Here is a 26,588-nt window from a genome sequence, read left to right as displayed (position 1 = left end):
CATGTCGCGAGGCGTGCTGTTTCACCGCGAGTCTGGCCCCACAGGCTCCATGCGTGGCAAGCCCATGGGACGCAGGGGGTTGCATGGTTGGCATCCTGCTTGAAATGCCAGACGTCACCCCCGGAATCCTTCCGGGAAGCCCTGGAGAGCGCCATGTCATGCTGCAACCCCCACAGCATCACGCCCGACAGCACCACGTCCGACAGCCGAGCGCCTGACTCAAAGCAGAACAACGGGACCATTGAAACGTCCGGCAACAGCGCCGGGCGCTAGCCTTCACGGCTCAGGGGCCGGCGCCAGGACGCCGCGCGGCGGTGAGCACGCCGCTCCACTCGTGGGACAGGTTCGGATTGCGCTGGAGCGCCTGGGTGAGCTCTTCCAATGCCAGACGCCGCCAGTGATTCGGATCCTCGGGCCCGGCGGTGTCTGCCCACTCCAGACGCAAGCTGGCACGCAGGGCCTGGGCCACGGGCCAGTCAGGCCGGGCCTTCAGGACCTGCTCCGCCAGCTCCAACCCTCGCTGGAGCCAGGGGCCTGCATCCCCGCCCTCGCGCTGCTTCCGCTCCCCGTGGTGGCGGTAGAAGAGGCCGGCCTCCAGGCGATACTCCGGCTCGTCCGGTGAGAGCGTGATGGCCTTCTCGAAGGACTTCGCCACCTCCTCCACCGCCCCGGTCTGGAGCGGCCCGCGCCGCTCCTTCCAGCGGGCCTCCATCGCCTTCGCCTTTCCGAGCTGGAGCCACATCTCCGCGTCCTGTGGGTTCTTCTCCAGCGCGGCGCGCAGCTCCTCCAGTGCGCGCGACAGCTCGGCCCCCGGGTCCCTCCCGTGGTCCAGCTCGAAGCGGGCCTGGATGACGTGCACCGTGCCCAGCAGGCCCCTCAGCCAGGTGGCCCCCGGCATCCGCTCCAGGCCCTGCCGCAGTGGCGCTTCCGCCTCGTGAGCGCTCGGCCGGGGATCCTCGCCCCGCGCGAGCAGGTAGTTGCAGCGCCGGACGAGCAGGGAGCCCAGGTTCGCATAGGCGAAGCCCTGTCCCGGCGCGACCGCGATGGCCTGCGCGTACGCGGCCCGGGCCTCGTCGAGCACGGGAAGCGGATCCTCCCCCCGGTTCCACGCATCATCCGCCTGGAGCACCAGCACGCCGCCCACCCCGTTGTGGAGGTTGGGGATTTTGGGATTGATGGCGATTCCCCGCCGGTACTGCTCCAGGGCGAGCGCCAGCTCGGGGCGTGGGTCCTCACCGCGATTCCTCCGCCGGCGGGCCCGTTGCGCATGGACCTCGCCCGCGTAGAAGTACGGCACCATGTGCCCGGGGTTGAGGGCCCGGGCCTTCTCGAGCGCGTGAAGGGCCTTCTCCAGGTCCTGGTCCGCCTCCGCGTTGCGCGGCAGGGCCGCGCGGGTGAAGAGCGCGCTGCCCAGGTTGATCCAATCCTCGGGAATGCGCGCGTCGAGCGCGATGGCCGCCTCGTAGGCGCGGATGGCCTTGTCGCGGCTGCCCTGGGAGTCCGCCCCCACCTGGTCCTCGAAGTCCGCCCAGGTCTTGAAGACGAGGCCGTAGTCTCCGTAGAAGCCCCGGTCCCGGTCCGTCACGGGAATGCTCTCGAACAACGCGGCGGACTTCGCGAGCAGCTCGCGGGGATCCTCGCCCTTCTCGATGCGGTAGCGCGCCTGGAGCCAGACGCTCCGCGCCAGGTAGAGCGTGGCCTCCAGGCGCGGGGGCTCCACCGCCTTCGCGCGCCGCGCGGCATCCATCGCTTTCGCGAGCGGCACCGTCCCGTCCTCGCCCCGTGTGAGCTGGTACTCGGCCAGGCGGTGGTGGACGCGCGCCATCTGCACCAGGCACGCGGCGTCCTCCGGAACCACGGTGAGGCAGCGCGCCAGGGCGTCCAGGGCGCGCTGGTAGGAGGGCATCACGTCCCCCTTCCCATACAGCTCCATCACCATCGCGTCCGCCTCGAGCCGCGCCAGGGACCGGTACACGGCGGGCTCGCTCTCCGCCGCCGCCGCCGCCGCCGCGTAGGCCTTGCGGCCGGCGTCGAAGTCCGTGCGCGCTCCCTCGGGGTCCCCTCCGTTCCAGCGCTTGAAGGCCCGGGCCTCCAGCAGGTCCCCGCGCAGCATGGGCAGCTCATGGAACCACGGCAGCCGGGTCCGGGCCCTCTCCAGCAGGGCCAGGGCCTCGTCGAAGCGGCCTTCATAGAAGGCCACCAGCGCCGCCACGTACTCCACCGACGGCACCTGGGCGCCTTCGCTCTGCTTGAGCCATGCCAGCGCCGGGTCCCGGTAGAGGCGCTCCGCGTCGCGCGTCGAGACCTCCCGCAGCTGGGGATTGCGGATCCGCTGCGCCTCCAGGAGCTGCTGCTGGTAGCGCCGCCCCGTCACGAGGGCGAGCGCGTACGCGGCCCGGGGCTCGTGGAAGCCGTGACTCCAGGCGGACTCGAGCAGCTCGCGGGCCTTCTGTTCGTCCCCCAGCGCGAGGTGGCCGCGCCCCAGCGCGTAGTGCCCGGGGCCCAGGGCGCGCGGCCCGGCGCGGGCAATCTCCGCCTCCAGCTCCGCCATGCGCGCCTGGAGGGCCCGGCGGTCCTCGCGGGTGTCGTGCAGCCGGGAGAGCGCGGAGTAGCGCACCATGGCCTCGAGGTGCTCCACCAGCTCGGTGAAGCGCTGGGCGATCCGCTCGCGCTCGGCGGCCTCGCGGCGCGCCAGGGCGCCCCAGCCCAGCGCCACCGACACGGCGACCAGCGCGGCGGCGCTCACGGAGGCCAGGAGCCGGTGCTTGCGCAACCGCTTGCGCAGGGCGTAGCCAAAGCCGGTGCGCGCCAGCACGGGCTCGCCAGAGAGGAACCGGTCCAGGTCCTCCGCGAGCGCGCGCGCCGAGTCGTAGCGGGCGGAGCGATCCTTCTCCAGGCACTTGAGGGCGACGGCCTCCAGGTCCGGCGGCAGGCCCGGCTCCAGCAGCCGCGGCGGTCGCGGCTCCGCCGTGGGGATGTTGTTGAGCACCTCCAGGCCGTTGGCACCCGGGATGGGGACCTGGCCGGTGAGGAGGAAGTAGAGGCTGGCGCCCAGGCTGTAGACGTCCGCGCGCCGGTCGAGCCGGCTCACCTCCCCACGCGCCTGCTCCGGGGCCATGTAGTGCGGCGTGCCCAGCACCGCGCCGGTGGCCGTCACGGATTCGTTCCAGTCCCGCGCCAGGCCGAAGTCCATCACGTAGGGCCGGGGCGTGCCGTCCTCGGCGCGCTCGACCATGATGTTGGAGGGCTTGATGTCCCGGTGGATGAGCCCCACGCGGTGGGCTTCGTGCACCCCCAGGGCCGCCTCGCGCATCACCAGGGCCTTCTGCTCGACGGTGAGAGAGCCCACCAGGGCGCTCAACGGCTGGCCGTCGATGTACTGCATGGCGATGAAGACCTTCCCCTCGACGTGACCGACCTCGTACACCTGGCACACGCGTTCGTGACGCACCTTGGCCTGGGCGCGCGCCTCGCAGATGAAGCGGCGGGTCAGGGCCTCGTCGTCGTCCCGGACGAACTTGAGGGCCACGTGGCGGCGCAGCCGGGGATCCAGGGCCAGGAACACGCGCCCCATGCCGCCCTGTCCGAGGAACCGCACGGACTGGTACCGCTCCCACCCGGGGATGGGGAAGGCCGGGGCGCCGGCCTGTCGCGGCGCCAGGGCCCGGAGGCCCGGAGGCCCGTCGAGGGTGGCGGTCTCGTCGTCGGGCGGGCCCTCCATGGGCTGGGGCCCCACCGGGGTAGCGCTGTCCTTCAGGAGTGACTGGAGCGTCTCCTCGGACACCACGCCCCGCTCGCGGAGCAGCTCCAGCGGGCGGCGTTGGCGCCGCCGGGCCTCCTCCAGCAGGGCCCCCGCCTGTTCCCGCGGCAGGAGGCCCTCATCGATGGCGAGCCAGATCTCCTTCTCATCATCGCGGGTCATTGGCAGGGGGCCTCGTGAAGAGGGCCCTGAGTATGACGCGAGCCCTGAACGGACGCGAAGTGCGCTCCGGGCGAATGACGCGCGGCATGTCGCCGACGTGCCGCCGACCTGGGACCGCGGCGTCCGCGGGCGCACAGGAACCCACGGCCGTCAGTCCGGCATTGCGATTGAATAGGAAGGACGGGCGCCCCGCGCCCCTTCCGGGGCAACGCTGGAGAACCGCATGCCATTCAAGCTGGACGCAGTCATCGACTTCCCCGAGCACAACAGCATCAATCCCATCAAGGTACCGCCCTGCCGGACAACGCCGGGCGGTGCGCTCACGCTCCTGGTGTTGGCGCCCAGCGAGGCCGGGCAACCGCGCCTGACGCTGGAGAAGCCCGTCCGGGTCATCTCCCAGACCGCGACGGAATATGACAGGGGCGTGACCGCCTGGTACTTCGTCTTCTACGTCGCGCACGCGCACGCGCCCTCGGGCTCGCAGAAGAAGTCCCACCGCTACAACTACAGCTTCACGAGCGACCAACCCCAGCCCTGGAATGACACAAAGACAGCCAACGGGACGATTGATGTCTCCGCCGGTGGTGAGGAGCCACCGGCCTAGCGCCGCCGGGGCGAGGCATGCCGCCAGCGTGCCGCGCCCCTCCATGAAGGCCGGGGCGTGAAGACCGCCCCGGCCCGCCCGCGCTACCAGCAGCTGAAGTGGATGTTGTCGTAGCGGACCGACGCGGTGCTGAAGACCAGCGTGCGCAGGTCCCCCTGGACGAAGTTGCTCTCACCGCAGGCGCAGGTCGCTCCCGTCCCCGTGCAGTTCGTCCAATTCGTGGTGTCCCCACCCGAGTCCACGCGGTACTCGGCGTTGAAGACCGCCTTGTTCTTGTTGGTGAACCAGGTCTTGTAGGCGCCGCACTCGTTGTACTTCTGGCACTCCTCGTTGATGGCGAAGTCGAAGGAGTCCGCGAGCGAGGGGACCTGGTCCACGTCGTTCTTGAGCGCGATGCCCAGGCACAGCGAGTGGGCGGTGGTGGCCAGCCAGCGGTTGTAGTCGAGCTGGTTCGTCGCCGTGAGGCCCCAGCAGGCCTGGTCGGTGCAGCTGATTTCATCGTCGTGCGAGTAGCCGTCGATGTTGTCCGGCTCCACCGCGTCGCAGCCCTTGTTCTTCGCCAGCTGCATGCGCGACGTCATCACCGTCCGCACCGCCTGCTTGCGGTGGTCCAACCACCACTCACAGCCGCCGCCGCTCGTGCACCAGTCTCCGAGGATGTGGACGGACTGCGCGCAGTTCTCACCGGGGGTGCAGTACGTGTCCTGCGGGAACTGGTTCGCGTCCTCGCGCCAGTCCTCGTAGGTGCCGGCGCTGAAGTAGCAGACGACCTTCTTCCCGGCGGTCTTGTACTCCTGGATCTTCGCGCTGGTCGTGTTGAAGAGGTCCACGACGTAGACCTGCGCGTCGAGGTTCGTGGGGAGGGAGGCGTGCTCCAGGTCCCACATCCAGGTGGTGCCCCTGGGGAAGGCCGCCACCGTGCAGGCGGAGCCCTGGCCGCAGACGTTCGCGGTGCCGCCACCGCCGCACGTCGCCGGGCTCTGGCAGGCGCCGCAGCTGACGACCGTGCGCGCCTGGCCGCAGTTGTCGGTGCCGCTCACCTGGCCGCAGTTCTTGCCCAGCCGCGAGCAGAAGGCCGCGTCGGTCTCCGCGGTGCACGTCGTGGCGATGTCCCAGGACACCTGGAGGCGGAGGCTGTCGAGCTGCGCCGCGTCCGTGCCCGCGCCCTTGACGATGCGCGCGCGGATGTCGCCGGTGCTCGACACGAAGTTCGCGGCCACTTCGGTGGTGGGCAGGTTGAGCGTCAGGGCCGGGGTCCACACCCAGTCACCGCGCCCCTGCGAGCTGGCGATGTTGACCCAGCTGGAGGTCGTGAACCGGTAGAGCTGCCACTGGTAGTAGGACGTGGCCACGCCGGGCCCCTGGTACTTCGTCAGCAGCTGGAGCTGGGTGACCTGGGCGGGGGTGGGCGCAGCCTGGGTGAGGCTGGAGAGCTTGAAGGTCAGGTAGCCCGTGTAGCTGGGGCTGAACTCGATGTACTGCGCATAGCAGTCCGCGTACGCGCCGACCGTGCAGTTCGCGCTGTTCGTCTTGAGCACGGCCATGCCGCCGCTCTTGCCGGACGCGTCCGTGTTCGCCTGCGTGCTCGCGGAGGCGAAGTCGATGACCTCCGTGCCGGTCAGGGCCTGCGCCTGGGCCTCCGGCGCCAGCGCTTCATCCGCCTCCAATGGCATGCATCCGGGCAGCAGCAAGGCAAGACAGGGGAACAGCCAGGCACTTCGATTCAGCATCACGCCTCCAGGGGGTTCGTGCCCGGCTATCACAAAAGGCCACCCCATCACTTAGCCCTTGCGCTAAGTGTCGGGAGACGTTACTTAGCCTCGTGGAAAAGCATCCGGAACAGCTGAATGGAATTTTCCAGGCGCTCGCGGATCCGACCCGTCGGGCCGTGCTGTCGCGTCTGGGCAAGGGGCCCGCCAGCATCAGCGACCTGGCGAAGCCCTTCGACATGGCCCTGCCCTCCTTCATGAAGCACATCCACTTCCTGGAGGAGAGCGGGCTCATCCGCACGCACAAGGAGGGGCGCGTGCGGACGTGCGCGCTGGAGAAGAAGCCCTTCGCCGTCGTGGAGTCCTGGCTGTCCGCGCAGCGTGCCCTCTGGGAAGCCCGCACGGACCGGCTCGAGCAGTTCGTCACCACCCTCTCCAACAAGGAGTGAAGCGATGTCCCCTGCCCTGCATCCCGAGCTCGACCTGAGCATCTCGCGCATCATCAAGGCCCCTCGCGCCGTGGTCTGGAAGGCGTGGACGGACCCCGTCAGCTTCGCGCAGTGGTGGGTGCCGGCGCCTTCCCGGTGCAAGGTGTTGGAGCTGGACCTGCGCTCCGGCGGTGCGCTGGTGACGCACTTCAGCGAGGCGGCCACCAGCGACTTCATGCCGCACCTCAGCGCGTGCTTCCTCGCCGTGGACACGCTGGAGCGCATCGTGTTCACGAACACGCTGGTCGCGGACTGGCGGCCCGCGGACGTCTCCGGCATGCCGCTCATGACCGCCATCATCACGCTGAAGGATCATCCTCAGGGCACCGACTACAGCGCCCACGTGATGCACAAGAACCGCGGGGACAGGGACCTGCACAACGACCTGGGCTTCCACGAAGGCTGGGGCACCGTCACGGCGCAGCTCGCCGCGCTCGCCGAGCGGCGCGTGTGACACCTGTGTCCGGGGTCCTCCCCCGCGGGCTCTGACAGGCGTGTCATGCGCGGAGGGACTGTCACTCTGCGTGAGTCTCGTGCGTGCCGGTGGAACGTCCCTTGCTCCAGCAAGGGACTCCCCGCCGCAGGAGGCATGCGTTGAACAAGGCGATGCTGGTCCCCGTGCTCCTTCTCCTCTCCGTGACGCAGGCCCGGGCCCAGTCCATGGAGCGACCAGGACAGCAGCCCCTGGTGGGTGAGCGGCCTGCGAACGTGCTCTGGGTCGCTCCCGCGATGCATGGCTTCTTCGCGGTGATGGGACCGCCCATGGGCGACATGGTCCATCTGGCGCTCCCTGTCGGGGTGAACCGCAAGCTGTCGGACCGGAGCGACCTGGTCCTGGAGATCACTCCCCGGTTCTCGCGCCGCCGCTGCACCGACGACTTCGACAGCTGCGGCACGGTCCGCTCCCTCACGCTCTCCACGGGCGTGGCCTGGAGGCCGTGGGCCCGGGCACGGGGCAATGGCTTCTTCCTCCAGCCCAAGCTGAGCGGCATGGTGATCAACGAGAAGGACCGGCCCGATGGAGGCGCGACGGGAGGGCAGCTCACGCTCGGCCTCGACCTGGGCTTCCAGAAGACGACGGCCTCGAACTTCTACCTGGCCTTCGTGTTCGGCGCGGGCGTGGGCTACAGCTGGAACCAGCGGCGCGACGTGGTGGACCTCGGCGCCCGGTACAACCTGCCGTGGGGCAGCAGCCGCGGGAGCGGGGGCATCGTGGACATCAACCTGGACCTCCTGCGGCTGGGCTTCGGCTTCTGACGCTCAGCGCCGCCGCCTGCCGCCTCCTGGCCGTTTTGCGTTCCTGGGCGCCTTGCCGTGGTGGCCCCGGTTGGGTCCGCGTCTGGGAGCGCCGCGCTCCCGTTCCTGCGTCTGGGGCGGGCGCTCCCGGGTGACCTCGGCGATCTCGTCCGGCATCCAGGGCCGGTCGAGCAGCTCCTGGAGCTCAAGGAGCGAGCGGGCCTGGAGCACGCCCCGACGGCCCCGGGCCACGGCGAAGCGCTGAGGGCGGTCGAGCAGCGGCAGCTCCTCCTCCACCAACGTCCGGGCGAGCTTCTCCGGCAGGTGCAGCCGCACCACGCCGCGGGGGGCCCCATCCGACAGCGTCTCCACGTCGTACTCGAGCGCGACCTCCTGCTCGCGCACCTCCACGGCGTCCGGCAGCGCCCGCAGGGCCCGGCGCGTCGCGGGCGGCACGAGCGCGTCCAGGTCGAGCCGCAGCGGGCGCGCCTTGAAGTCGTCGAGCGTGTCCACGCCCTCCAGCTGCGCCTCGTAGAGCGCGGTGAGCTCCGGGAACCCAAGCTGCGCGGTGGTTCCGCCCGAGCGCCGCCACAGCTCGCGCACCTCCGCGATGGCGACGCGGTGACGGTCCACCGCGGGATGGGGCGCCTCGCCCTGCGCCAGCGCCTCCGCGAGCGCGTGCCGGGCCGCCTTGGCGAGTTCCGGCCCCCAGGCGCGCAGCACCTCCACCTCCTGTTCCAGCGCGAAGCCGAAGAACTCCACCCGCGTGATGAGCACGACCGAGCGGAAGCGCGCGTCGTACGCTGGCGCCGCCGAGTGCCGCCGGGCGTAGCGGCGCAGCAGCGACTGGGGCAGCTGGGTGCCTTCGATGCCGGCCTGCGAATCGCCGTTGCGGTCCGCGAAGTAGCGCAGCGGGCCCGCCACCGCGCCCAGGTTGCCGCACACGCTCGTCTTCGACACGCGCGCGACCTCGCCCCAGGCCGTGCGCTCGTCGATGACCAGGTCGAAGGGCATGAAGCGCGCGAGCAGATCGCAGAAGCGCTGGTAGACGCGGGAGGTCGCGAAGGGCATGTGCGCGGGCAGCTTCAGCCCCACGCTCCGGTACACGCTCGCCATCGCGAGCGCCGCGTCCTCCAGGGCCTTCACCAGCACCCCGCGCCCCTCCGCCCACGCCGCGAGCTTCTCCGCGTTGAACACGTGGCGCGGCAGCCCCTGCACCTCGCCCACCGTGCCCGCCTCCTGGAAGGCCTCCGCGTACAGGTTGTACGCGGTCAGGTGGTCGCTGCCGGGCACGAGCACGCCCTCCAGGTTGCGCTCCTCGCGCGTCATCCGGTGCAGCGACTCCACCGAGCTGCACACCGCGAGGAACGGCAGCAGCGCGTCCTCCGCGTTGACGATGAGCTCCGCCCAGGGGCGCTCCACGGGCAGGGCCTCCACCGCGCGGCCGTAGTCGGACAGCCGCCCGTCCGCGTCCACGATGTTGCGCGCCTGGAGCTTCCCGAGCGCCCGGCGATAGGCGTTGCGGTCCAACGGCACGGGCAGGTCCAGCTCGTCCGCCCGCACGCCCAGGGCCGCCGCGGTGAGGGCCACGCGCTCCGGCTCGCCCGCGAGCTGGAACTCGGGCTCGGTGGGCTTGAGCGAGGCGAAGTGGAGCGGCCGGTCACTCAGGATGAAGACGCGCCCGCCCTCCACGCGCCCGTGCACGCGCCCCGCCATCTGCAAGAGCTCGTTGTTGCCCAGGTGCACGCGGGTGAGGATGTTGCGGCCGCCCTCCACCAGGTTCGTGAAGCGCATGTCGTCGATGACGACCGTGTCCAGCCCCGGCACGTTGAGCGCGCTCTGCCCCGCCGCCGTCATCGCGAGCACGAAGGGCCGGGGCGCCGTGCCTTCCAGGAAGGGGCGGATGGCGCGCAGCGGTTCGCCGCCGTGGTAGTGCGCCGCGTGGATCTCCGGCCAGTCCGCGCGCACGTGGGCCGCCACCTCCTCCACCCCTGCGCGCGTGGCCAGGAACACGCCCACGCCGCGCCCACGCCGCTCCACGTCCCGCAGGAAGGCGTCGTCGAGGAAGGACAGGGGCTGGCGGCGCTCCACCTCCACCGTGGCCGCCTTGCGCGGGTCGAAGGAGGACACCTGGAGCACGTCCGCGCTGTCCAGGTAGCGCGAGTAGAAGGCCGGATCCACGGTGGCGGACAGCCAGATGAAGCGGCAGCCCACGCGCTTGCCCAGGGCCAGGCACAGCTCCAGCTCCGCGGAGGTCTGGTGGATCTCATCCACGATGAGCGTGTCCTCCCGCCGGATGACGCCGCCCTGGAACCAGCGCCGCGCGATGCCGGTGGTGACGATGACCACGTCCGCGAGCGGCGTCTCCGCGGTGGCCTCCCGCTCCCGGTTGACCACCGCCACCCGCAGGGGCTTGCGGCCCACGAGCTCCTCCGCGATGGGGCGGATGGCGAGCGTCTTGCCCGTGCCGGTGCCCGCGACGATGCCGAACCCCTGCCCGCTCCGGGCCAGCTCCCGGAGGCGCTTGCCGTGGTGCTCCTCCAGGTACGTGCGCAGCTCCAGCCCGAGCGCCAGCTCGATGGTCTCGCACGCGGCGCGCGTGGGCGCGATGACGATGACCCGCCCGCGCTGGGCCGCCACGGAGGAGGAAGCATCCGCGCGAGGCGGCAGGTATCGGTCGGTGGGAGTACGCACGGAAACCAGTGATACGCACGGGCGGTGTCCAGGGGAAGCAATTCGCCCGCCCAGGCCCGCGCCAGGGAGGCAGGCAGCCGCCACCAGCAGCGGCCTTGGACGTGGATCCAGCTGAAACGTTGTCCCCTGCCCATTTCCCGCACGAAGGGGGGCTCCGACCGGGGGCCCGACGCAGGCGCCCTGCCCCATGCCTACCTTCCGCTTCGACAGGACCGGGAGGGGACGATGAAAAGGGAGATGCTGCTTCATGAGCTGCACCCGTCGGTGGTGCACATGCCGCTGGCGTTGCTGCCGACGGCGGCCGTGGCGGACCTCATCGTGGTGACGACGGGGGACCGCGCCTGGGAGAAGGTGGGGCGCCGCCTGTGGGTGGCGGGCGCGGCGAGCGCGGTGTTCGCCGGGGTGGCGGGCCTGGCCGCGAGCCAGGAGGTGCGCATGAACTCGCCGCGCGCCCGGGACATGACGGTCCTGCACGGCGTGGGCAATGCCCTCATCACGCTGGGCGCGCTGGGCATCATGGCGTGGCGGCTGGCGAAGGCGCCCACCGCCGTGACGACGGCGCTGGGCCTGGGCGCGTGCGCCTTCTCGCTCTACACGGCGACGCTCGGCGGGAAGATGGTCTACGAGCAGGGCATCGGCATCAACCCGATGCCGAAGGACGCGCCGCAGGGCTCGTTGAAGCAGCCCCTGCTGCTGTCGCCCGAGGCCCCCGTGGCGCTCATCAAGGACGCGAGCCGGGGCGCCGCATGGCTGCTGGGCCGGGCGCGCGCCGCGCTGACGGCGCGGGCAGGAGCCTGACCGCGGGGCGCCTCCGGCCGATGTCCGCGATGCTCACGAAGGACACCCTTGGACCTGGGGGTGTCCCTTGGGTGCTTCGAAACGCAGCCTGCGAGGGCTGGACCTCGTCAACGTCTTCATGGCGGACGTGAAGGACGGCGTGGGCGTCTACCTCTCCGTCTACCTGCTGACGGACCTGAAGTGGGACCCGGCCCGCATTGGCTGGGTGGTGGCCATCCCCTGGTTCGTCTCCATCCTCGCGCAGGCGCCGGTGGGCGCGCTCATCGACCACACGCGCCTCAAGCGCCTGCTGCTCATCCTCGCGTCCGCCATCGTCGCGGCGTCCTGCCTGACGGTCGTCTTCCTCCCCACCCTGCTCCCCATCAGCCTGGCGCAGGTGGCGCTGGGCCTCGTGCAGACGCTGTTTCCGCCCTGCGTCGCGGCCATCACGCTGGGCATGGTCGGGCACCAGCGCATGTCCCGGCGCATCGGCCGCAACGAGGGCTTCAACCACGCGGGCAACATGCTGGCCGCCGTGGTGTCCATCTTCATCGGCTGGTACATCTCCTACGAGGGCATCTTCTACTTCTCGGTGTTCCAGTGCGTGGCCATCATCGCGGCCACCCTGCTCATCCGCGAGCGGGACATCGACCACGACCTGGCACGGGCCGCTGCGGAGGAGGGCTCCCGCTCCGCGACGTCCTCTCTCGCCGGCGCCCGGGCGCTGTGGTCGCGGCGGAACATCGCCTTCTTCATCGTCTGCATGGGCCTGTGGAACCTGGCCAACGGGGCGATGCTGCCGCTGCTGGGCCAGAAGCTGGGGCTCGACGACGTCCGGAACTCGGCGCTGTTCCTGTCCATCTGCATCACGATTGCCCAGGCGGTGATGATCGCCGTCGCGCCGCTGGCCTCGAGGTGGGCGGCGACGCACGGCCGCAAGCGCCTCTTCCTCGTGGCCTTCCTGCTGGTGCCGGTGCGCGCCCTGCTCTTCGCCTTCATCGACACCAAGCCCGTCCTCATTGGACTCCAGGTGGTGGACGGTCTGGGCGCGGGCATCTACGGCGTGCTGCTCATCGTCATGATGGCGGACCTGGGCAAGGGCACCGGCCACTTCAACCTGCTCCAGGGAATGACGTACTCGGCCGTCGGGCTGGGGATGGCGCTGAGCAACATCCTGGGCGGCTGGATGGTGAAGCTCGGGGGCTATCCCGCCGCCTTCCTGACGCTCGCGGGCGTGGGCATGGGGGCCACGCTCCTCTTCGCCCTTCGCGTGCAGGAGCCGCCGCACAAGGACGAACCCGCTCCAGCGCGCGAGAGGCCGCCACGCAGGCAGCGGGGCGGCCCTCTCATTCCTGGAACGGCCCGGTAGCCCGGCGCCTCAGGCGTCGCTCGTCAGGAGCCCGTCGATGGTGTGCGCCTGGACGATGGTCTCCAGCGAGTCCACCACGCGGTACGTCATGTGGCGGCGCACGGCCTCCGGCAGGGTGTCGTGGTACGCGCGGCTGAGCTGCAGGTCGTGCCGCTCCGCGTTGCGCCCGTCCGGCGCATCCACGCCGAGCACGAGGGCCGGGCGGGACTTGTTGGAGCGGTTGGCCGTGCCCCGGTGGATGGTGAGGGCGGAGCGCGCGGAGAGGTCGCCCACCTTGGGCATCTTGCGCTGGGCGAGGCGCTCATAGCGGGACGCCTGCGATTTGGGCGGGAACATGCCGCCGTCGAAGTCCTCGCCCGCTTCCCACTGCGTGCCGGGGGCGATCTCCAGGGGCCCCATGTCCTCGTGGACGTCCACGGTGGTGAGGTTGAAGGCGAGCGAGTTCAGGCGCCGCCCGGTGAGCGTGGCCTGCGGCGCGGGGAAGTCCCGGTGCCAGGGCTGGTTCAGGGCGCCCGGCCCTGGAATGTCGAAGCCCAGCTCCACCACGCGATAGTCCGGGCCGAGCACGGCCTCGCACACCGCCACCAGCCACGGATGCGTGACGAGCTCCACGAAGCCGCGGAGCCGCTCGGGGTGGATCTCCACGTAGTAGCGGTTGGGGCCTCGGGGCAGCGCGCCGCCCGGCCGCCCGAGTGCCTCGCGGAACAGGACGTCGATGTCCTCTCCCACCTGGCGGACCCATTCCGGCGAGAAGGCCCCCCTGCGGGCGATGATGCCGTCTCCGTAGAGGCCCGCCATGAGGGTCGCGGTGTCGAACCGCGCTTCGGCGCCCCGGAGGTCCTTGCGAGGGCTCTCCGCTTCCCATGCCTGTCCATGCTGTTCCATGCGGCCTCAACACCCCCGCGGGTTCAGGTGATTCGCGCTGTCTGCGATTGCGCGCCGAAGCCTGGACTGATGCCTGGACGGCCGGGCCGTGCTGCGCGAGCCCGGCTGGCCGTCTCCGACCTTTGTCCCATGCCGGATGCTTGTCTGGTCCCAGGGTCCAGGGGCGGAGGCCCTGATGCGGTGGGCTTCGTCGCTCCGTGGACGGACACCGGGGGCCATGCCCCGGATTCCCGAACCCCGACGGTAGGGTGGCGCGCGTCCCGCGAACCCTCCGCGCGGCGAGGAGCGGATCCATGTCCCCAGCCAGGCCCCTCGCGTTCCTCGCCGAGGCGGTGTGTCTGCTGGCGCTCGTGCTGGCATGCGTGAAGCTGGGCCAGGGCGTCGAAGCGGTGCTCGACCTGGCGCCGTGGGACGAGGCGGACTACCTGCACCGCGCGCTCACGCTGCCCCAGAGCGGGCTGCCGGATCCGGAGTGGGGGCCGCTGTACTCGCTCTGGTACTTCGCGCTCTCGTACGTCTGGCCGGATCCGGTGGCGCTCTACTACGCGAACACCCGGTGGCTCGTGCTGCTGACGTCCGTCGCGGGCTACGCGCTGCTGCGACAGGTGGGGGTCCGGCCCGGGTTCTCGCTGGCCGCGAGCGCGGTGTACCTGCTGTCGCTGGCGCCGCACATCCAGCCGCGCCCCACCCTGCTGGCGCTGCTGATCATCCTGGCCGCGTCGTGCGCCGCGTGCCGGGCCGCCACGCCCGAGGGCGCCTGGGGCCGGCTGGGAGCGGGCTTGCTGCTGGCGTCGTTCGCACGGCCCGAGGGCTTCCTGTCCTTCCTGGCGGTGTCCGCGCTGCTGGGCCTCCAGCTGTCGCGCCGCGTCCGCCGGGAGCCCGCGCGACGACGTCACGCGTGGGGCACGGCGGTGGCCTACGCGGGGATGGTCCTCGTCCTGGTGGGCCTCCTGGGCAACCCGTTCGGCAACACCAGCAACCGGCGCTTCTACGCGTTCTGTCAGCACTTCGCGGACGGACTCGCCAGGCGCACGGGCGAGGTCCGGGTCAATCCCTGGTCCCGGTGCGAACAGGTGCTCCAGCCCGTCTTCGGTGAGGCCAGCACGCTGGGGGACGCCCTGCGCTCGAACCCGGGGGCGTTCCTCGCGCACGTGCGCTGGAACCTGTCGCGCCTTCCCCGCGAGTCGCGCAAGCTCTTCACCTACGGCTACGGCGACGTGCCGCCCACGCCCCGGAACGGACCCTGGACGCGCGAGCAGATGGCGCACGTGCTGCTCCTCGTCGCCGTGCTGGCGCTTCCGCTGGGGGCTTTCGCCCGGCGCGGGAGGAACGCGGTCCGGGCCCTGGCGACGCCGCGGGTGGCCTGGAGCGCGGTCGCGGCAGCCGCGGTGCTCCTCCCCGGCATCGTGTCCTCGGTCCTCTTCTACCCCCGGCAGCATTACCTCGTCATTCCGGGCGTGATGGGGCTGGCGCTGCTCGCGTTGATGAAGCACGCGCTGGACGTGCCCGGCCTTCCCCCGGGACCGTCCCGCGCGGTGGGCACCGCTGGCGCGTTGGGGGGCGCCGCGCTGTCGGCGGTCCTGGTGGTGCTGGCGGTGCCTGCTCCCGATGCCCGTTCCAGGCCGCGCAGGGAGCTGCTCCAGCAGGTGCGGGCCCTGCGCGCGCTCGGGCTGGGAAGCCACGTCGCGGCAGGAGGCTCCCTGGGCGTCCTGGACACGCAGGGCGGGCTGCCGGTGTACCTGGGTGCCCCCTTCCGGCGCGTTCCGCCCTGGACGCGGCGCCCGGGTGAGTCATTCACCCAGTACCTGCGCCGCGAACGCATCGAGCTCGTCTTCCTGGACCACAAGCTGCGCGAGGAGCCTCGCTTCGAGAACGACCCTTCGCTGGAGTCCTTCCTCGCGGCACCGGGCGCGTTCGGCTACGCCACGCGGCACCTTCCCGGAACGAGCGCCGTGCTCGCACTGCCGGCGGCGTGGGCCCTCGGCGGGGACGGACGTGTCCCGGAAGACGGCCACGTGGGCACGCCCCACGCCGCCCCCTGAGCTCACGGCGGAAGAGGACGTGACGCTAGACTTGGCGGGTCGTTCAACCCGGGAGGCGGTTCATGCGCAAGGCAATGGCGAAGTGGATGTTCGTGCTGGGAGTCGTGGCTGGAGGCGCCGTCGGGACGCTCGTTCCCACCAACTCCGAGGCCGGGGGCATCTGCCCCAACATCTGCATGAACGAAGACTGCTCGTGTTTCCGGCAGTGTGGCCTGGGCGGCGGCAGGCAGTGCGTGTGTTCGGACGTCACCATCTGCCAGTAGGCCGGAGCAGATGAACCACGGCCGGGTCCACGTCGGGGCCCGGCCGTACGAACGGCGCTCAGAGCGCGACGCGAATGATGGATCTGGCGGAGGTGCCGTCCGCGTTCACGGTGTCGACATCCATGTAGAGCGTGGGCGGGTCGTCCCGCATGAGGCTTCCAGGCCCGGGCGTTCCACCCAGCACCCCCAGGTCGACCCGCTCGAACCGGTCCCACGTCCAGAGATGGTCTTCGACGGTCCCGTCCCGTGACACCGGTTGATGGAACAGCACCCGCTGCTGATCCGGCAGGAACTGGATGGGCGCCGTCGGAGTGGGAGCCTCCAGGTTCAGCTTCCAGAGCGACTCCTGCCGTTTCCATTCCAGCGAGACCTGCCGCCCTGCGATGCCTTTGAGCGAGACCACATCCTTGAAGCCCCGGCTGAAGAAGGGCCCGGCCAGGGTGCCGCTGTCTAGCGTGTGGACCGACACCCCTTCGCCGTCCCGGATCTGCGGTTGGGGCGTCGTGCAGCCGCGCGTGATGCAGGGGTCCGACTGGCAATGCATCGCCGGCTGTCCGGAGCTCTCGACCGGACTGCACGCGTAGAGGGCTGTGACCATGTTGCAGCCCTCCGCCCAGCACCTGTCCATGAAGTGGGACCCAGGGAGGGAGGGGCCTCCCCATTGTTCCGTCGCATAGGCGGTCACCAGGACGCTCGCCTCGTTGAGCATGAAGGCACCGGTGTAGGTCCATTTCACGTAGACGGGGGCGGGGTTGCCGCCCTGTTCCCAGAGCTGCACGCCCGTGGCGGTGTCGAACACCCGCACATGCTGCGAATCCTCCACCACCCAGCCGTAGCGAGTCCCCTCGGGCGACAGGAACGAGGGGCCCGGCAGGACGCCCAGGTCCGTGACCGCGCCCGCGGACGTGTTGATGAACCAACGGTGGGTTCCCTCCACCAGGGACAGCAGGCGGCCACCGCGCTCGAGCACCGGCGTCCCGCCCTGGACCTGGAGCGGCGTCTGGAGCACGCAGTCGCCGGGCATGCAGGACGCCGTCCCCGCCACGCGGACGGAGGTGGTTCCCGCGCCGTCCCGTTCCAGGAAGGCCACGTAGCTCTGCGCTTCGTCATGAAGCACCGCGCCCCGCGCCTTCTGGCTGAGCAGGATGGCCTCCGGCGTCCCGGCCCGCCAGAGCCAGACCGTCCGCTCGTCGTTCACCGCCGCGCTCCACAGCACCACCGTCTGGCTGTCGGTCGAGATGTCCGCCCCTTCCGCCACGTCCGCGATGCGCACGGGGTCTCCCGTGGGAAGCGCCTGCGCGTACGTGCCATCCGCACGAACGGACAACAGGACGCGCTGCGCTTCATCCACCTGGAGCAGACGGGCGTCACGGGCCACCGCCGGAAAGAAGGTCTTCTCCTCCTCCTCCGGCTCATCCGGCTCATCCACCTCCACCGGTGGAGGCGGCTCCACGTTCTCATGGCAATGGGCGGCGCCCAGGCTCGCCAGCAGCAAGCCCAGCAGCCTCCCCATGCGGCGCGGGGAGGCACTTCGTACTTGAGCAGTCATTGAAAGGCTTTCGAAGCAGCGCAGTCCGGGGCTAGAGCCGGATCCGGACGATGTTGTTGGAGGCAGGCGCTCCCGGCAGCGCCAGCAGGTCCGTCAGGGCCACTCCGTCACTCCGTCCCACGCCACGAGTCGGGTTTCGCCCCCCTCGGCCCCCACTCCGGCAATAACTATCACGTCCGGCCGGAAACGCGCAGGGGCCCCGGGCACGACAGCCGCCGGGTGAGCTGCGTCATCCTGGAAAGGCCTCACAAACCCGAATGACTACCCGCCCCCGGGACCGCTCACTGATTGATGTCGTCCACGTGGTGGAAGGCCTCTCCGGGAGCGATGGCCTCGTTGTTGGCGTCCGTGCGGTTGGCGGTGGAGATGCTCCACACGTCCAGCGTGGCGTCGTTGTCCACGTTGCCCACGCACGCGACCGTCAGGGCGCAGTCAGGACATTGCCCCTGCACGCCGGGCTCCACCTCCGCCCTGGCGAGCGCCGTCTGGATCTCCTCCGGGTCGAGCGCCGGGAAGCTTCCGGCCACGGGGATGACGGCCTCCGGCATCGCCAGCACGTACGCATAGCGATTGCGCGGCCCGGGCTCGAAGCCCAGCGCCTGGAAGTCGTCCAGGGGCTGCTCTTCCAGCATCCGCGTCCTCGCCGACAGGAAGACCGACTGCAGGTTGGCCTTGCACTCCGCCTGCTTCGAGCGCGCCTGGAACTTGATGAAGTTGGGAATGACGATGGCGGCCTGGATGCCAATGAAGAAGAAGCCCAGGCACGACACGATGAGCGCCGCCGTGGCGAGCCCCCTGCGGCCGGCATACTCCGGCTTGCCCGTCTTCATCATCGCGAAGACGGAGAGCAGGATGCCCACCGGCCACAGACAGCCCACGCACAGGCTTGCGATGGCAAAGCCCAGTGCGACTCCAGGCAGGGCGGTCTTCTTCGGCGGGGCGGACTCAGGGGGTATCGAGGTCATCACGTCCCGCATCGTAGTGCCGCGCGTACTGCTGCCGGAGCACGAATTTCTGCGCCTTGCCCGTGCTCGTCTGCGGCATGGCCGGGAGCAGGACGATGGCCTTCGGCACCTCGAACCCTCCCAGGTGCTGGCGGCAGTGGGCGTTGATCTCCGCCTCCGTCGCGGACGCGCCGGGCTTGAGCACGACGAAGCCCGTCACCGCCTCCGTCCAGCGCGAGTGCGGCAGCCCCACCACCGCGACCTGGAGCACGGCGGGGTGGCGCAGGAGGACCTCCTCCACCTTGATGGACGGGACGTTCTCTCCGCCCGTCTTGATCATGTCCTTCTTGCGGTCCACGAAGAGGAGCTGGCCGTCGGCGTCGAACATGCCCAGGTCGCCGGTGTGGTGCCAGCCGAAGGCGCGCGCCCGCGCGGTCGCCTCCGGGTCCTTGTAGTAGCCGAGCATCACGTTCGGCCCGCGATGGACGATCTCTCCCACCTCGCCGCGTCCGAGCAGCCGGCCGTCATCGTCCATGATGGCCGTCTCGTTCGTCACGACCGAGTCTCCCCAGTACGAGCCGAACCGCTTGAGCTGCTGCTCCGGCTTGAACATGGTCGTCGCCGGGTACATCTCCGTCTGCCCGGACGCGAGCGCGAAGCCTCCCGGGCAGAAGTGCTCGATGAGCTCCACGAGCAGCGTGCGGGCCATGGGGGCCATCACGTAGAGGCACATGCGCAGGCTGGACAGCTTCGTCGCCGGCCGCGCCGGGTGCGCCAGCATCGCGCCGTACATCACCGGCAGGCCCAGCAGGAACGTGATGCCGCGCCGCTCGATGGTCGCGAGCATCGCGGCCGGGTCGAAGACACGCCGCACGACGATGGCCGCCCCGGCCAGCAGGAACGTCATCACGATGGCGTGCTGCGCGCAGTGGAACATCGGGAGCACGCAGAGGGTGGAGTCGCCCGGCCGCATCTCCAGCTCGAAGAGGTTGCCACTCAGCGCCGCGTGCACCGACGCGTGCGAGTGCATGACGCCCTTCTGCTGGCCGGTGGTGCCGCTGGTGTACATGATCTGCGCGAGCTGGCCGCTCTCGATGCCCACCTCCGGCAGGGTGCCGTGCTGTCCCTTCAGCGTGTCCGGGAACGCGGCCATGTCCCCGCCCGGTGACGCCTGGCCCTCCGGAACGCAGACGATGAGGCGGGTGCCCAGCGCGTCGAGCATCGCCCGCAGCCCGGGCTTCGCCAGGAACTCCGCGTCGATGACGACGTGCGTGGCTTCGGCGTGCTCGAGGATGTACCGGACGGCCTCCACGGCGAGGCCGGTGTTGATGGGCACCCAGACGAGCCCGGCCTTGTAGATGCCGATGAACGCAGTGACCATCTGCGCCGAGTTGCCGCAGAGCATCGCGATGCGCGCGCCCTGGGGAAGGCCCTGCGCGAGCAGGTAGTGCGCGAACGCGTTCGAGCGCCGGTCGAGCTCCGCGTAGGTGAACTCGAGGTCACCGTCGACGAGCGCCGTCCGCTCCGGCCAGCGCAGTGCCGACCGGTGGACGATGTCTCCCAGCGAGACTCGGCTGATGCGCGGGAACTGCGCTTCCTGGGTCGCGGACATCGTGTGCTCCTTTTCGTCTACTTGGGTGTGGCCCACGCGGGGGGACGGCGCTCCAGGAAGGCAAGCATGCCCTCCTGGGCCTCTTCTGAGGCGAACAGCCGTCCGGAGAGCGCGACCATGTCCGCGCCCCCGGCGTCCAGGCGCGCGCGCAGCCCGGCGGCCACCAGCTGCTTCGTCTCGCGAAGGCCTTGCGGTGACGACACCCGGAAGGTCTCCAGGATCTGCTCGACGGCGCCCTCCAGCGACGCGTCCGGCACCGCGGACGTGATGAGCCCGATGCGCGCGGCCTCGGCGGCGTCGAACGCCTCACCGGTGAGGAAGTAGCGGCTCGCCGCCCGGCGGGTCAGGTGCGGCAGCGTGGTGAGGGAGATGACCGCGGGCGTGACGCCGATGCGCGCCTCCGTGAAGGCGAACTTCACGGACTCCGCGACGACCGCCACGTCGCACGCGCCCACGATGCCGATGCCCCCCGCCCTCACCTGCCCCGCGACCTTCGCGACGACCGGCTGGGGCAGCGTCACGAGGGTGCGCAGCACGTCGAGCAGCACGGCCGGTGCCTTCGCGGCGCCTCCGTCCGCCATCTCCGAGAGGTCCGCACCGGCGCAGAACGCGGGCCCCGTGGCCGCCAGGACGACCGCGCGCACCGAGGGGTCCGCCCCCACGGCGTGCAGCCGCTCCAGCAGCTGCGTGACGAGCGCCCGCGACAGCGCGTTGCGGTTGCGGGGCGAGTCGAGCGTGAGGGTCGCGACGCCGCGAGACACCTCGTAACGGACGAGCGGTGCTTCACTCATGCTGCCTCCTTCGCTTCAGGGGAGACGACCGCGACGACGTGCCGTGCCGGCACCTGCGCCCCGACCGTGACGTTCACCGCGGTGACGACACCATCCGTGGGAGCGATGAGGGACGACTCCATCTTCATCGCCTCGAGCACCACCAGCACGTCGCCCCGCTTCACCGTCGCACCCACCTGGGTGCTCACCCGGATGATACGTCCATCCATGGGCGCGCGCAGGCGGCCGTCGCTGGCCCGCTCGCGTTCGGAGGGCAGCCGGAAGGAGACGTCGCGCAAGCTGCGCGTGATGCCGTCCAGCGAGCACCACAACGTGCCTCCCGCGCGGCGGTAGCGGACCGCGCGGCGCCTCCCCGCCATTTCGACCTCCACGCGCTCGGCGCCCAGCCCGCGCAGGGAGAGCGAGACCCGCGTGTCCCCGATGCGGACGTCGTACGCCTCCGGCGAGACGGGGCGGACCGAAGCGCGGAGCTCCGCGGTCCCGTCATGCAGGACGACCGGCACCGGCAGGGCGTAGGAGCTGCTCCAGCCCGTCAGCGCCGCGTCGAACCCGCCCTTGCGGGCCAGCGCCACCGCGTCGTCATGGAAGAGCACGGCGGCCAGGATGGCCTGGTCCTCCGTGGAGGCCTGCCCCAGCGCTTGCAGCGTCTCCGGCGGCGTGTGCGCGCCGACGAAGCCCGTGTCGTAACGGCCGGAGCGGAACGCCTCGTGCCCGAGGACGTGCTGGATGAAGGTGCTGTTCGTCGTGACGCCGAACACCGTCAGCTCGCGCAGCGCCGCGGCCAGCCGCTCGCGCGCCGTCTCGCGGTCCGGCCCATGCGCGATGAGCTTCGCCTGCATGGAGTCGTAGAACGGCGTGATGTCCTGCCCCTCACGCACGCCGTGGTCCACGCGGATGCCCTCGCCTTCCGGCGGCACCCACGCGAGCAGCCGCCCCGCCTGCGGGAGGAAGCCCCTGGCCGGATCCTCCGCGCACAGGCGCGCCTCGATGGCGTGCCCACGGAAGGTGACCTCCGCCTGCGTCAACGGAAGCGGCTCGCCGTCGGCGACGCGCAGCTGCCATTCCACCAGGTCGAGCCCGGTGACGAGCTCCGTCACCGGGTGCTCCACCTGCAGGCGCGTGTTCATCTCCATGAAGAAGAAGTCGCCATTCGGGGCCAGGAGGAACTCGATGGTGCCCGCGCCGCGATACCCGATGGCGCGGACGGCCTGCACCGCCACGGCGCCCATGCGCTCGCGCAGCTCGGGCGTGACGGCCGGGGACGGGCTCTCTTCAATCACCTTCTGGTGCCGCCGCTGGATGGAGCAGTCGCGCTCCCCCAGGTGCACAGCGTTGCCATGTTCGTCCGCGAAGACCTGCACCTCCACGTGGCGCGCGCCTTCGATGGCGCGCTCCAGGATGAGCTCGCCGCTGCCGAAAGCGTTCGTCGCCTCCGAGCGCGCGGAGCGGATGGCGTCCAGCAGCGCGCCCGGGTCGCGGACCAGGCGCATGCCGCGGCCACCGCCGCCCGCCGCGGCCTTCACCATGATGGGGAACCCGATGCGCTGGCCCTCGCGGACCAGGGCCTCGTCCTCGAGCGACTCACCGGGACGGGCCGCCTCATAGCCGGGGATGCACGGCACGTCGGCGGCCTGCATGCGCAGCTTCGCCTGCCGCTTGTTCCCCATCAGCTCGATGGCTTCCGCCGGCGGCCCGACGAACACGAAGCCGGCCTCCGCGCACGCACGCGCGAAGTCCTCGTTCTCGGAGAGGAAGCCGTACCCGGGATGGATGGCGTCCGCCCCGGAGGCCTTCGCCGCGGCGAGGACCCGCTCGATGGAGAGGTAGGACTCCCTCGCGGGCGCCGGCCCCAGGTGCATCGCCTCGTCGGCGAGCCGCACGTGGGGGGCCTCCCGGTCCGCGTCGGAGAAGACGGCGACCGTGCGCAGGCCGAGCCGGCGGCACGTCCGCAGCACGCGCACGGCGATCTCACCCCGGTTCGCCACCAGCACCTTGTGGATGCGTTTCATGATTCCCCTCGCCTACAGCCGGGCGACGCCGAAGGAGTTGGGCGACAGCGTGCGGCGCGAAGCCTCGTCGCACGTGGCCAGGATGAACCCGAGCACCCGCCGCGTGTCCCGGGGGTCGATGACACCGTCGTCGAACAGCCGCGCGCTGCAGTGGAAGGCATCCGACTCCTGGTCGAACTGCTCGATGAGCGGCTTGGCCATCCCATCCAGGAACTCCTGGTCGGGCGGCAGCCCCGCGCGCCGGGCCTTCTCCGTGGCGACGATGGTCAGCACCTTCGCCGCCTGCTCGCCGCCCATCACCGCGGTGCGCGCGTTGGGCCAGGCGAAGATGAAGCGCGGGTGGAACGCACGGCCGCACATGCCGTAGTTGCCGGCCCCGAAGGCACCGCCCAGCAGAAGGGTCATCTGCGGCACGGTCGCGTTCGCCACGGCCTGCAGCATCTTCGCGCCGTGCTTCACGATGCCGCCCTGCTCGGACTGGGTGCCCACCATGTAACCGGTGGTGTTCTGCAGGTAGACGATGGGCGTCCGCGCCTGGCAGCAGAGCTGGATGAACTGTCCCGCCTTCGTCGCGCCCTTCGCCGTGATGGGCCCGTTGTTGCCGATGATGCCGACCGCCCGGCCCTCGATGCGCGCCCAGCCGCAGACGGTGAGCGCGTCGTAGTCGTCCTTGAAGGGGGAGAAGTCCGAGCCGTCCACGAGCCGGGCAATCACCTCGCGGCAGTCGTAGGGCTTCCGGTGGTCGATGGGCACGACGCCACACAGCTCCTCCGCCGCGTAGCGCGGCGGCTCGAAGCCGGGGCGCGCGGGCCGAGGCAGCGCGTCGTTCCACCCGAGCGACGCGACGATCTCCCGCGCGATGCGGATGCCGTCGGCGTCGTCCTCCGCGAGGTGGTCCGAGGTGCCGGCCACGGTGGTGTGCATCTCCGCGCCGCCCAGGTCCTCGTCCGTGGCGACCTCGCCCGTGGCCGCGAGCAGCAGCGGCGGGCCGGCGAGGAACACCTTCGCCTTGCCGCGCACCATCACGACGTGGTCGGACAGGCCCGGGATGTACGCGCCGCCCGCCGTGCTCGAGCCGTGGACGACGGTGACCTGGGGGATGCCGGCCGCGGACAGCTTCGCCTGGTTGTAGAAGGTCTCCCCGCCCGGGATGAAGATCTCCTGCTGGTAGAGCAGGTTCGCGCCGCCGCTCTCCACGAGCGACACGACGGGCAGCCGGTTCTCCAGCGCGATCTCCTGCGCGCGCAGGGCCTTCTGGACACCCCACGGCGTCGCGGTGCCGCCCTTCACGGCGGAGTTGCTCACGAACACCAGGCAGCGCACGCCGGACACGAAGCCAATGCCGATGAGGGTGTTCCCACCCGCCAGCGAGCCGTCGCTGTCGTCGTGGTGCTTGTAGCCGCAGAGCGTGGAGAGCTCGAGGAAGGGCGAGCCCCGGTCGAGCAGCAGCGCCAGGCGCTCCCGTGGCAGGAGCTGCCCGCGCTGCTTGAACTTCTCGCGGGCCAGCTGCTCGGTGTCGCGCGACTTCTGCTCGATGGCGCGCAGCTCGGCGACGCGGGCAAGCATCTCCTTGCGCTGCGTCGTGAAGGCGGCGGAGGCCGGTTCGACTTGGGAGACGAGCGTGGGCACGTCACTTCTCCTTCGGGCCGTCGAGGATGGCGGGCCCCTGGGCCAGGTGGAACCCTTCGTACGGCTTCGAGTTCGAGTGCTCCGACAGCGGGAACGCCTTCGTGTTGCAGGACGCGGCTCCGTCGATGCGGATGACCTCGCCGCTGATGAACGCCGCCACGTCGGAGAGCAGGAAGACGATGGCGCCGCTGACCTCCGCCTCCGTGGCCAGCCGGTGCAGGGGCACCTGCTTGCGCAGCAGGGGGATCATCTCGCGGACGAAGGGGTCCTCGTAGGTGTCCAGGCCGCTGGAGGCGACCCAGCCCGGCGCGACGGCGTTCACGCGGACCCCGGCGAAGGCCCACTCGACGGCGGCCGTCTGCGTGAGGTTGAACATGCCGGCGCGGGCCGCGCCCGAGTGCCCCATGCCCGGCATGCCGTTCCAGGCATCCGCGAGCATGTTCACGATGGCGCCGCCGTGGTCGGTCATGGACTGGTTGAACACCTCGCGCGCGACCAGGAAGCCGCCGGTGAGGTTCGTCGCGACGACCGCCTCGAAGCCCTTCTTGGAGATGGCCGACAGCGGCGACGGGAACTGCCCGCCCGCGTTGTTCACGAGCCCGTGGATGCGGCCGCGCTCCTTGACGACGGCGGCGACCATGGCGGTCACCGCCGCCTCGTCACGGATGTCCACGGCGTGCTGCGTGGAGGCATGGCCCTCGGCGGCCAGCTCCCCGGCGACCTTCGCGAGCTTCTCCTGCTTGCGGCCCACGAGGACGACGTGCGCGCCGAGCGACGCGAGCTCGTGCGCGGTGCACCGGCCGATGCCGCTGCCAGCGCCGGTGACGATGATGGTGCGGTCCGCGAACGCATCCGGAGCGAAGACTGAACGGTATCCCATCGTGTTCTCCTAGCGGGCCTTGCGGGGCAGCGTGCCCATGGCCTTGCTGATGATTCCGAGCATCACCTCGTCGGCGCCGCCACCGATGGAGCCCAGGCGCAGGTCGCGGTAGGCGCGGGCGACGGGGTTGTCCCAGGTGAAGCCCATGCCGCCCCAGTACTGGAGGCAGCCATCGACGAGCTCGCGGGCCAGCCGGCCCGACTTGAGCTTGCACATCGAGGCCAGCTTCACGACCTCCGGGTCGTCCTTGTTCTCGATGTACATGCCGACGGTCCGGTAGATGAGCGCCCGGAGCGCCTCGACCTCCGTCTGCAATTCAGCGAGCCGGAAGTGCACGCTCTGATTGTCGAGGATGGACTGGCCAAAGGCCTTGCGCTGCCGCGTGTACTCGGCCGTCTGGGCGATGAGCCGGTCGAAGGTGACGAGCGTGCTCGCCGACACGAACAGCCGCTCCTCCTGGAACTGCTGCATCTGCATGGCGAAGCCGCGCCCCTCGTCGCCGATGCGGAAGCGCGTGGGGACACGCACGCCGTCGAAGAAGAGCTGCGCCGTGTCCGACGCCCACATGCCGAGCTTGCGGATCTTCGACCGGGTGATGCCGGGGCGGTCCATGGGCACGATGATGAGCGACTTGTTCGCGTGCGCAGGCCCCTCCCCCGTGTTGGCGAGCAGGCAGATCCAGTCCGCCTGCATGCCGTTGGTGATCCACATCTTGCTGCCGTCGATGACGTAGTCGTCGCCGTCGCGGCGCGCCGTGGTCGTCACGCTCGCCACGTCGGAGCCGGCGCCGGGCTCACTCACCGCGATGGAGCAGACGCGCTCGCCCGTGAGCGTCGGCGCCAGGAACTCACGCCTCAGCGCATCGCTGCCGAAGCGGGCGAGCGCCGGAGTCGCCATGTCGGTCACGACGCCGATGGCCATGGGCAGCGCGCCGCAGGTGCAGTGGCCCAGCTCCTCCGCGAAGGCGACGGAGAACGAAGCGTCGAGCCCCAGCCCGCCGAACTCCGTGGGCTTCGTGATGCCGAGCAGCCCGAGCTCGCCCAGCTTCCGGAACACCTCCCGGGCCGGGAAGATCTCCGCGGCCTCCCAGGCGTCGACGTGCGGGTTCAGCTCCTGTTCCACGAACTTGCGGACGGTCTGGCGGATGGCGCGGTGTTCCTGGGTCTGCTGCATGGCTTCCTCGGT

General features: G+C 70.8%; 20 protein-coding genes. 8 read left to right on the top strand and 12 right to left on the bottom strand.

All coding sequences use genetic code 11. From position 1 onward, the window contains the following. Positions 1 to 283: 283 nt before the first annotated feature. Complete coding sequence (locus NR792_RS02050; RefSeq protein WP_375758373.1) at positions 284 to 3,922, bottom strand: protein kinase; 3,639 nt, start codon at positions 3,920 to 3,922, stop codon at positions 284 to 286. A gap of 223 nt (positions 3,923 to 4,145) precedes the next feature. On the opposite strand from NR792_RS02050, the gene NR792_RS02045 reads away from it, so the two are divergent. Beyond that, positions 4,146 to 4,526 (top strand): hypothetical protein, encoded by a 381-nt coding sequence (locus tag NR792_RS02045; RefSeq protein ID WP_375758372.1) that lies wholly within the window; start codon positions 4,146 to 4,148, stop codon positions 4,524 to 4,526. An 83-nt stretch (positions 4,527 to 4,609) separates the two neighbouring features. Here the strand turns inward: NR792_RS02045 and NR792_RS02040 are convergent, their stop codons facing one another. Beyond that, on the bottom strand, positions 4,610 to 6,256 hold the full coding sequence (locus NR792_RS02040) for an endo alpha-1,4 polygalactosaminidase (protein WP_375758371.1): 1,647 nt from the start codon (positions 6,254 to 6,256) through the stop codon (positions 4,610 to 4,612). A 92-nt stretch (positions 6,257 to 6,348) separates the two neighbouring features. Here NR792_RS02040 and NR792_RS02035 point away from each other — a divergent pair, with 92 nt between their 5' ends. The 3 genes from NR792_RS02035 (at position 6,349) to NR792_RS02025 (ending at position 7,980) form a co-directional block, all read left to right on the top strand. Then, a complete protein-coding gene (locus NR792_RS02035; RefSeq protein WP_375758370.1) occupies positions 6,349 to 6,684 on the top strand; it encodes an ArsR/SmtB family transcription factor in 336 nt (111 codons plus the stop codon). Between the two features lie 4 nt (positions 6,685 to 6,688). Then, positions 6,689 to 7,177, top strand: a complete 489-nt coding sequence (locus tag NR792_RS02030) for an SRPBCC domain-containing protein (protein ID WP_375758369.1) — start codon at positions 6,689 to 6,691, stop codon at positions 7,175 to 7,177. 140 nt (positions 7,178 to 7,317) lie between these two features. Next, positions 7,318 to 7,980: a hypothetical protein gene (locus tag NR792_RS02025; protein ID WP_375758368.1), complete on the top strand. Its 663-nt coding sequence runs from the start codon at positions 7,318 to 7,320 to the stop codon at positions 7,978 to 7,980. A 3-nt stretch (positions 7,981 to 7,983) separates the two neighbouring features. Here NR792_RS02025 and NR792_RS02020 read toward each other — a convergent pair whose 3' ends face one another. Then, positions 7,984 to 10,653: a DEAD/DEAH box helicase gene (locus NR792_RS02020; protein WP_375758367.1), complete on the bottom strand. Its 2,670-nt coding sequence runs from the start codon at positions 10,651 to 10,653 to the stop codon at positions 7,984 to 7,986. Positions 10,654 to 10,878: 225 nt separating this feature from the next. Here NR792_RS02020 and NR792_RS02015 point away from each other — a divergent pair, with 225 nt between their 5' ends. Both NR792_RS02015 and NR792_RS02010 read left to right on the top strand, forming a co-directional pair. Then, positions 10,879 to 11,451, top strand: a complete 573-nt coding sequence (locus NR792_RS02015) for a DUF2231 domain-containing protein (protein ID WP_375758366.1) — start codon at positions 10,879 to 10,881, stop codon at positions 11,449 to 11,451. Positions 11,452 to 11,518: 67 nt separating this feature from the next. Further along, positions 11,519 to 12,799 carry an MFS transporter gene (locus NR792_RS02010; RefSeq protein ID WP_375758365.1) on the top strand — a complete coding sequence of 427 codons (1,281 nt, stop codon included), beginning with the start codon at positions 11,519 to 11,521 and terminating at the stop codon, positions 12,797 to 12,799. 9 nt (positions 12,800 to 12,808) lie between these two features. Here the strand turns inward: NR792_RS02010 and NR792_RS02005 are convergent, their stop codons facing one another. Further along, on the bottom strand, positions 12,809 to 13,684 hold the full coding sequence (locus tag NR792_RS02005; protein ID WP_375758364.1) for a phytanoyl-CoA dioxygenase family protein: 876 nt from the start codon (positions 13,682 to 13,684) through the stop codon (positions 12,809 to 12,811). 293 nt (positions 13,685 to 13,977) lie between these two features. Here NR792_RS02005 and NR792_RS02000 point away from each other — a divergent pair, with 293 nt between their 5' ends. Both NR792_RS02000 and NR792_RS01995 read left to right on the top strand, forming a co-directional pair. Then, entirely contained in the window at positions 13,978 to 15,726 is a 1,749-nt protein-coding gene (locus NR792_RS02000) for a hypothetical protein (RefSeq protein WP_375758363.1), read from the top strand. A 62-nt stretch (positions 15,727 to 15,788) separates the two neighbouring features. Then, positions 15,789 to 15,989, top strand: coding sequence for a hypothetical protein (locus NR792_RS01995; protein ID WP_375758362.1), 201 nt, complete (start codon positions 15,789 to 15,791; stop codon positions 15,987 to 15,989). A gap of 58 nt (positions 15,990 to 16,047) precedes the next feature. Here NR792_RS01995 and NR792_RS01990 read toward each other — a convergent pair whose 3' ends face one another. From NR792_RS01990 to NR792_RS01955, 8 genes are all read right to left on the bottom strand, one after another. Continuing rightward, the gene (locus tag NR792_RS01990; protein WP_375758361.1) at positions 16,048 to 17,484 is read right to left on the bottom strand and encodes a hypothetical protein; all 1,437 of its coding nucleotides are present in this window, start codon (positions 17,482 to 17,484) and stop codon (positions 16,048 to 16,050) included. 335 nt (positions 17,485 to 17,819) lie between these two features. After that, complete coding sequence (locus NR792_RS01985; RefSeq protein ID WP_375758360.1) at positions 17,820 to 18,503, bottom strand: pilin; 684 nt, start codon at positions 18,501 to 18,503, stop codon at positions 17,820 to 17,822. Then, positions 18,484 to 20,094, bottom strand: coding sequence for an AMP-binding protein (locus tag NR792_RS01980; RefSeq protein ID WP_375758359.1), 1,611 nt, complete (start codon positions 20,092 to 20,094; stop codon positions 18,484 to 18,486). The genes NR792_RS01985 and NR792_RS01980 overlap by 20 nt, the downstream gene beginning before the upstream one ends. 17 nt (positions 20,095 to 20,111) lie before the next feature. Continuing rightward, on the bottom strand, positions 20,112 to 20,885 hold the full coding sequence (locus NR792_RS01975; RefSeq protein WP_375758358.1) for an enoyl-CoA hydratase family protein: 774 nt from the start codon (positions 20,883 to 20,885) through the stop codon (positions 20,112 to 20,114). Next, positions 20,882 to 22,894 carry an acetyl/propionyl/methylcrotonyl-CoA carboxylase subunit alpha gene (locus tag NR792_RS01970; RefSeq protein WP_375758357.1) on the bottom strand — a complete coding sequence of 671 codons (2,013 nt, stop codon included), beginning with the start codon at positions 22,892 to 22,894 and terminating at the stop codon, positions 20,882 to 20,884. Before NR792_RS01970 ends, NR792_RS01975 begins: the two co-directional genes overlap by 4 nt. Positions 22,895 to 22,906: 12 nt before the next feature. Next, the gene (locus tag NR792_RS01965) at positions 22,907 to 24,523 is read right to left on the bottom strand and encodes an acyl-CoA carboxylase subunit beta (protein WP_375758356.1); all 1,617 of its coding nucleotides are present in this window, start codon (positions 24,521 to 24,523) and stop codon (positions 22,907 to 22,909) included. 1 nt (position 24,524) lies between these two features. Next, positions 24,525 to 25,403 carry an SDR family oxidoreductase gene (locus NR792_RS01960; protein ID WP_375758355.1) on the bottom strand — a complete coding sequence of 293 codons (879 nt, stop codon included), beginning with the start codon at positions 25,401 to 25,403 and terminating at the stop codon, positions 24,525 to 24,527. Between the two features lie 9 nt (positions 25,404 to 25,412). After that, positions 25,413 to 26,576 carry an acyl-CoA dehydrogenase family protein gene (locus tag NR792_RS01955; RefSeq protein ID WP_375758354.1) on the bottom strand — a complete coding sequence of 388 codons (1,164 nt, stop codon included), beginning with the start codon at positions 26,574 to 26,576 and terminating at the stop codon, positions 25,413 to 25,415. Between the last annotated feature and the right edge of the window lie 12 nt (positions 26,577 to 26,588).

The organism is Corallococcus exercitus (assembly GCF_042231735.1).
Classification (GTDB): Bacteria; Myxococcota; Myxococcia; order Myxococcales; family Myxococcaceae; genus Corallococcus; species Corallococcus exercitus_B.
The sequence above is the reverse complement of the archived record's forward strand: the minus strand, read 5'-3'. Positions and strand labels throughout refer to the sequence as shown.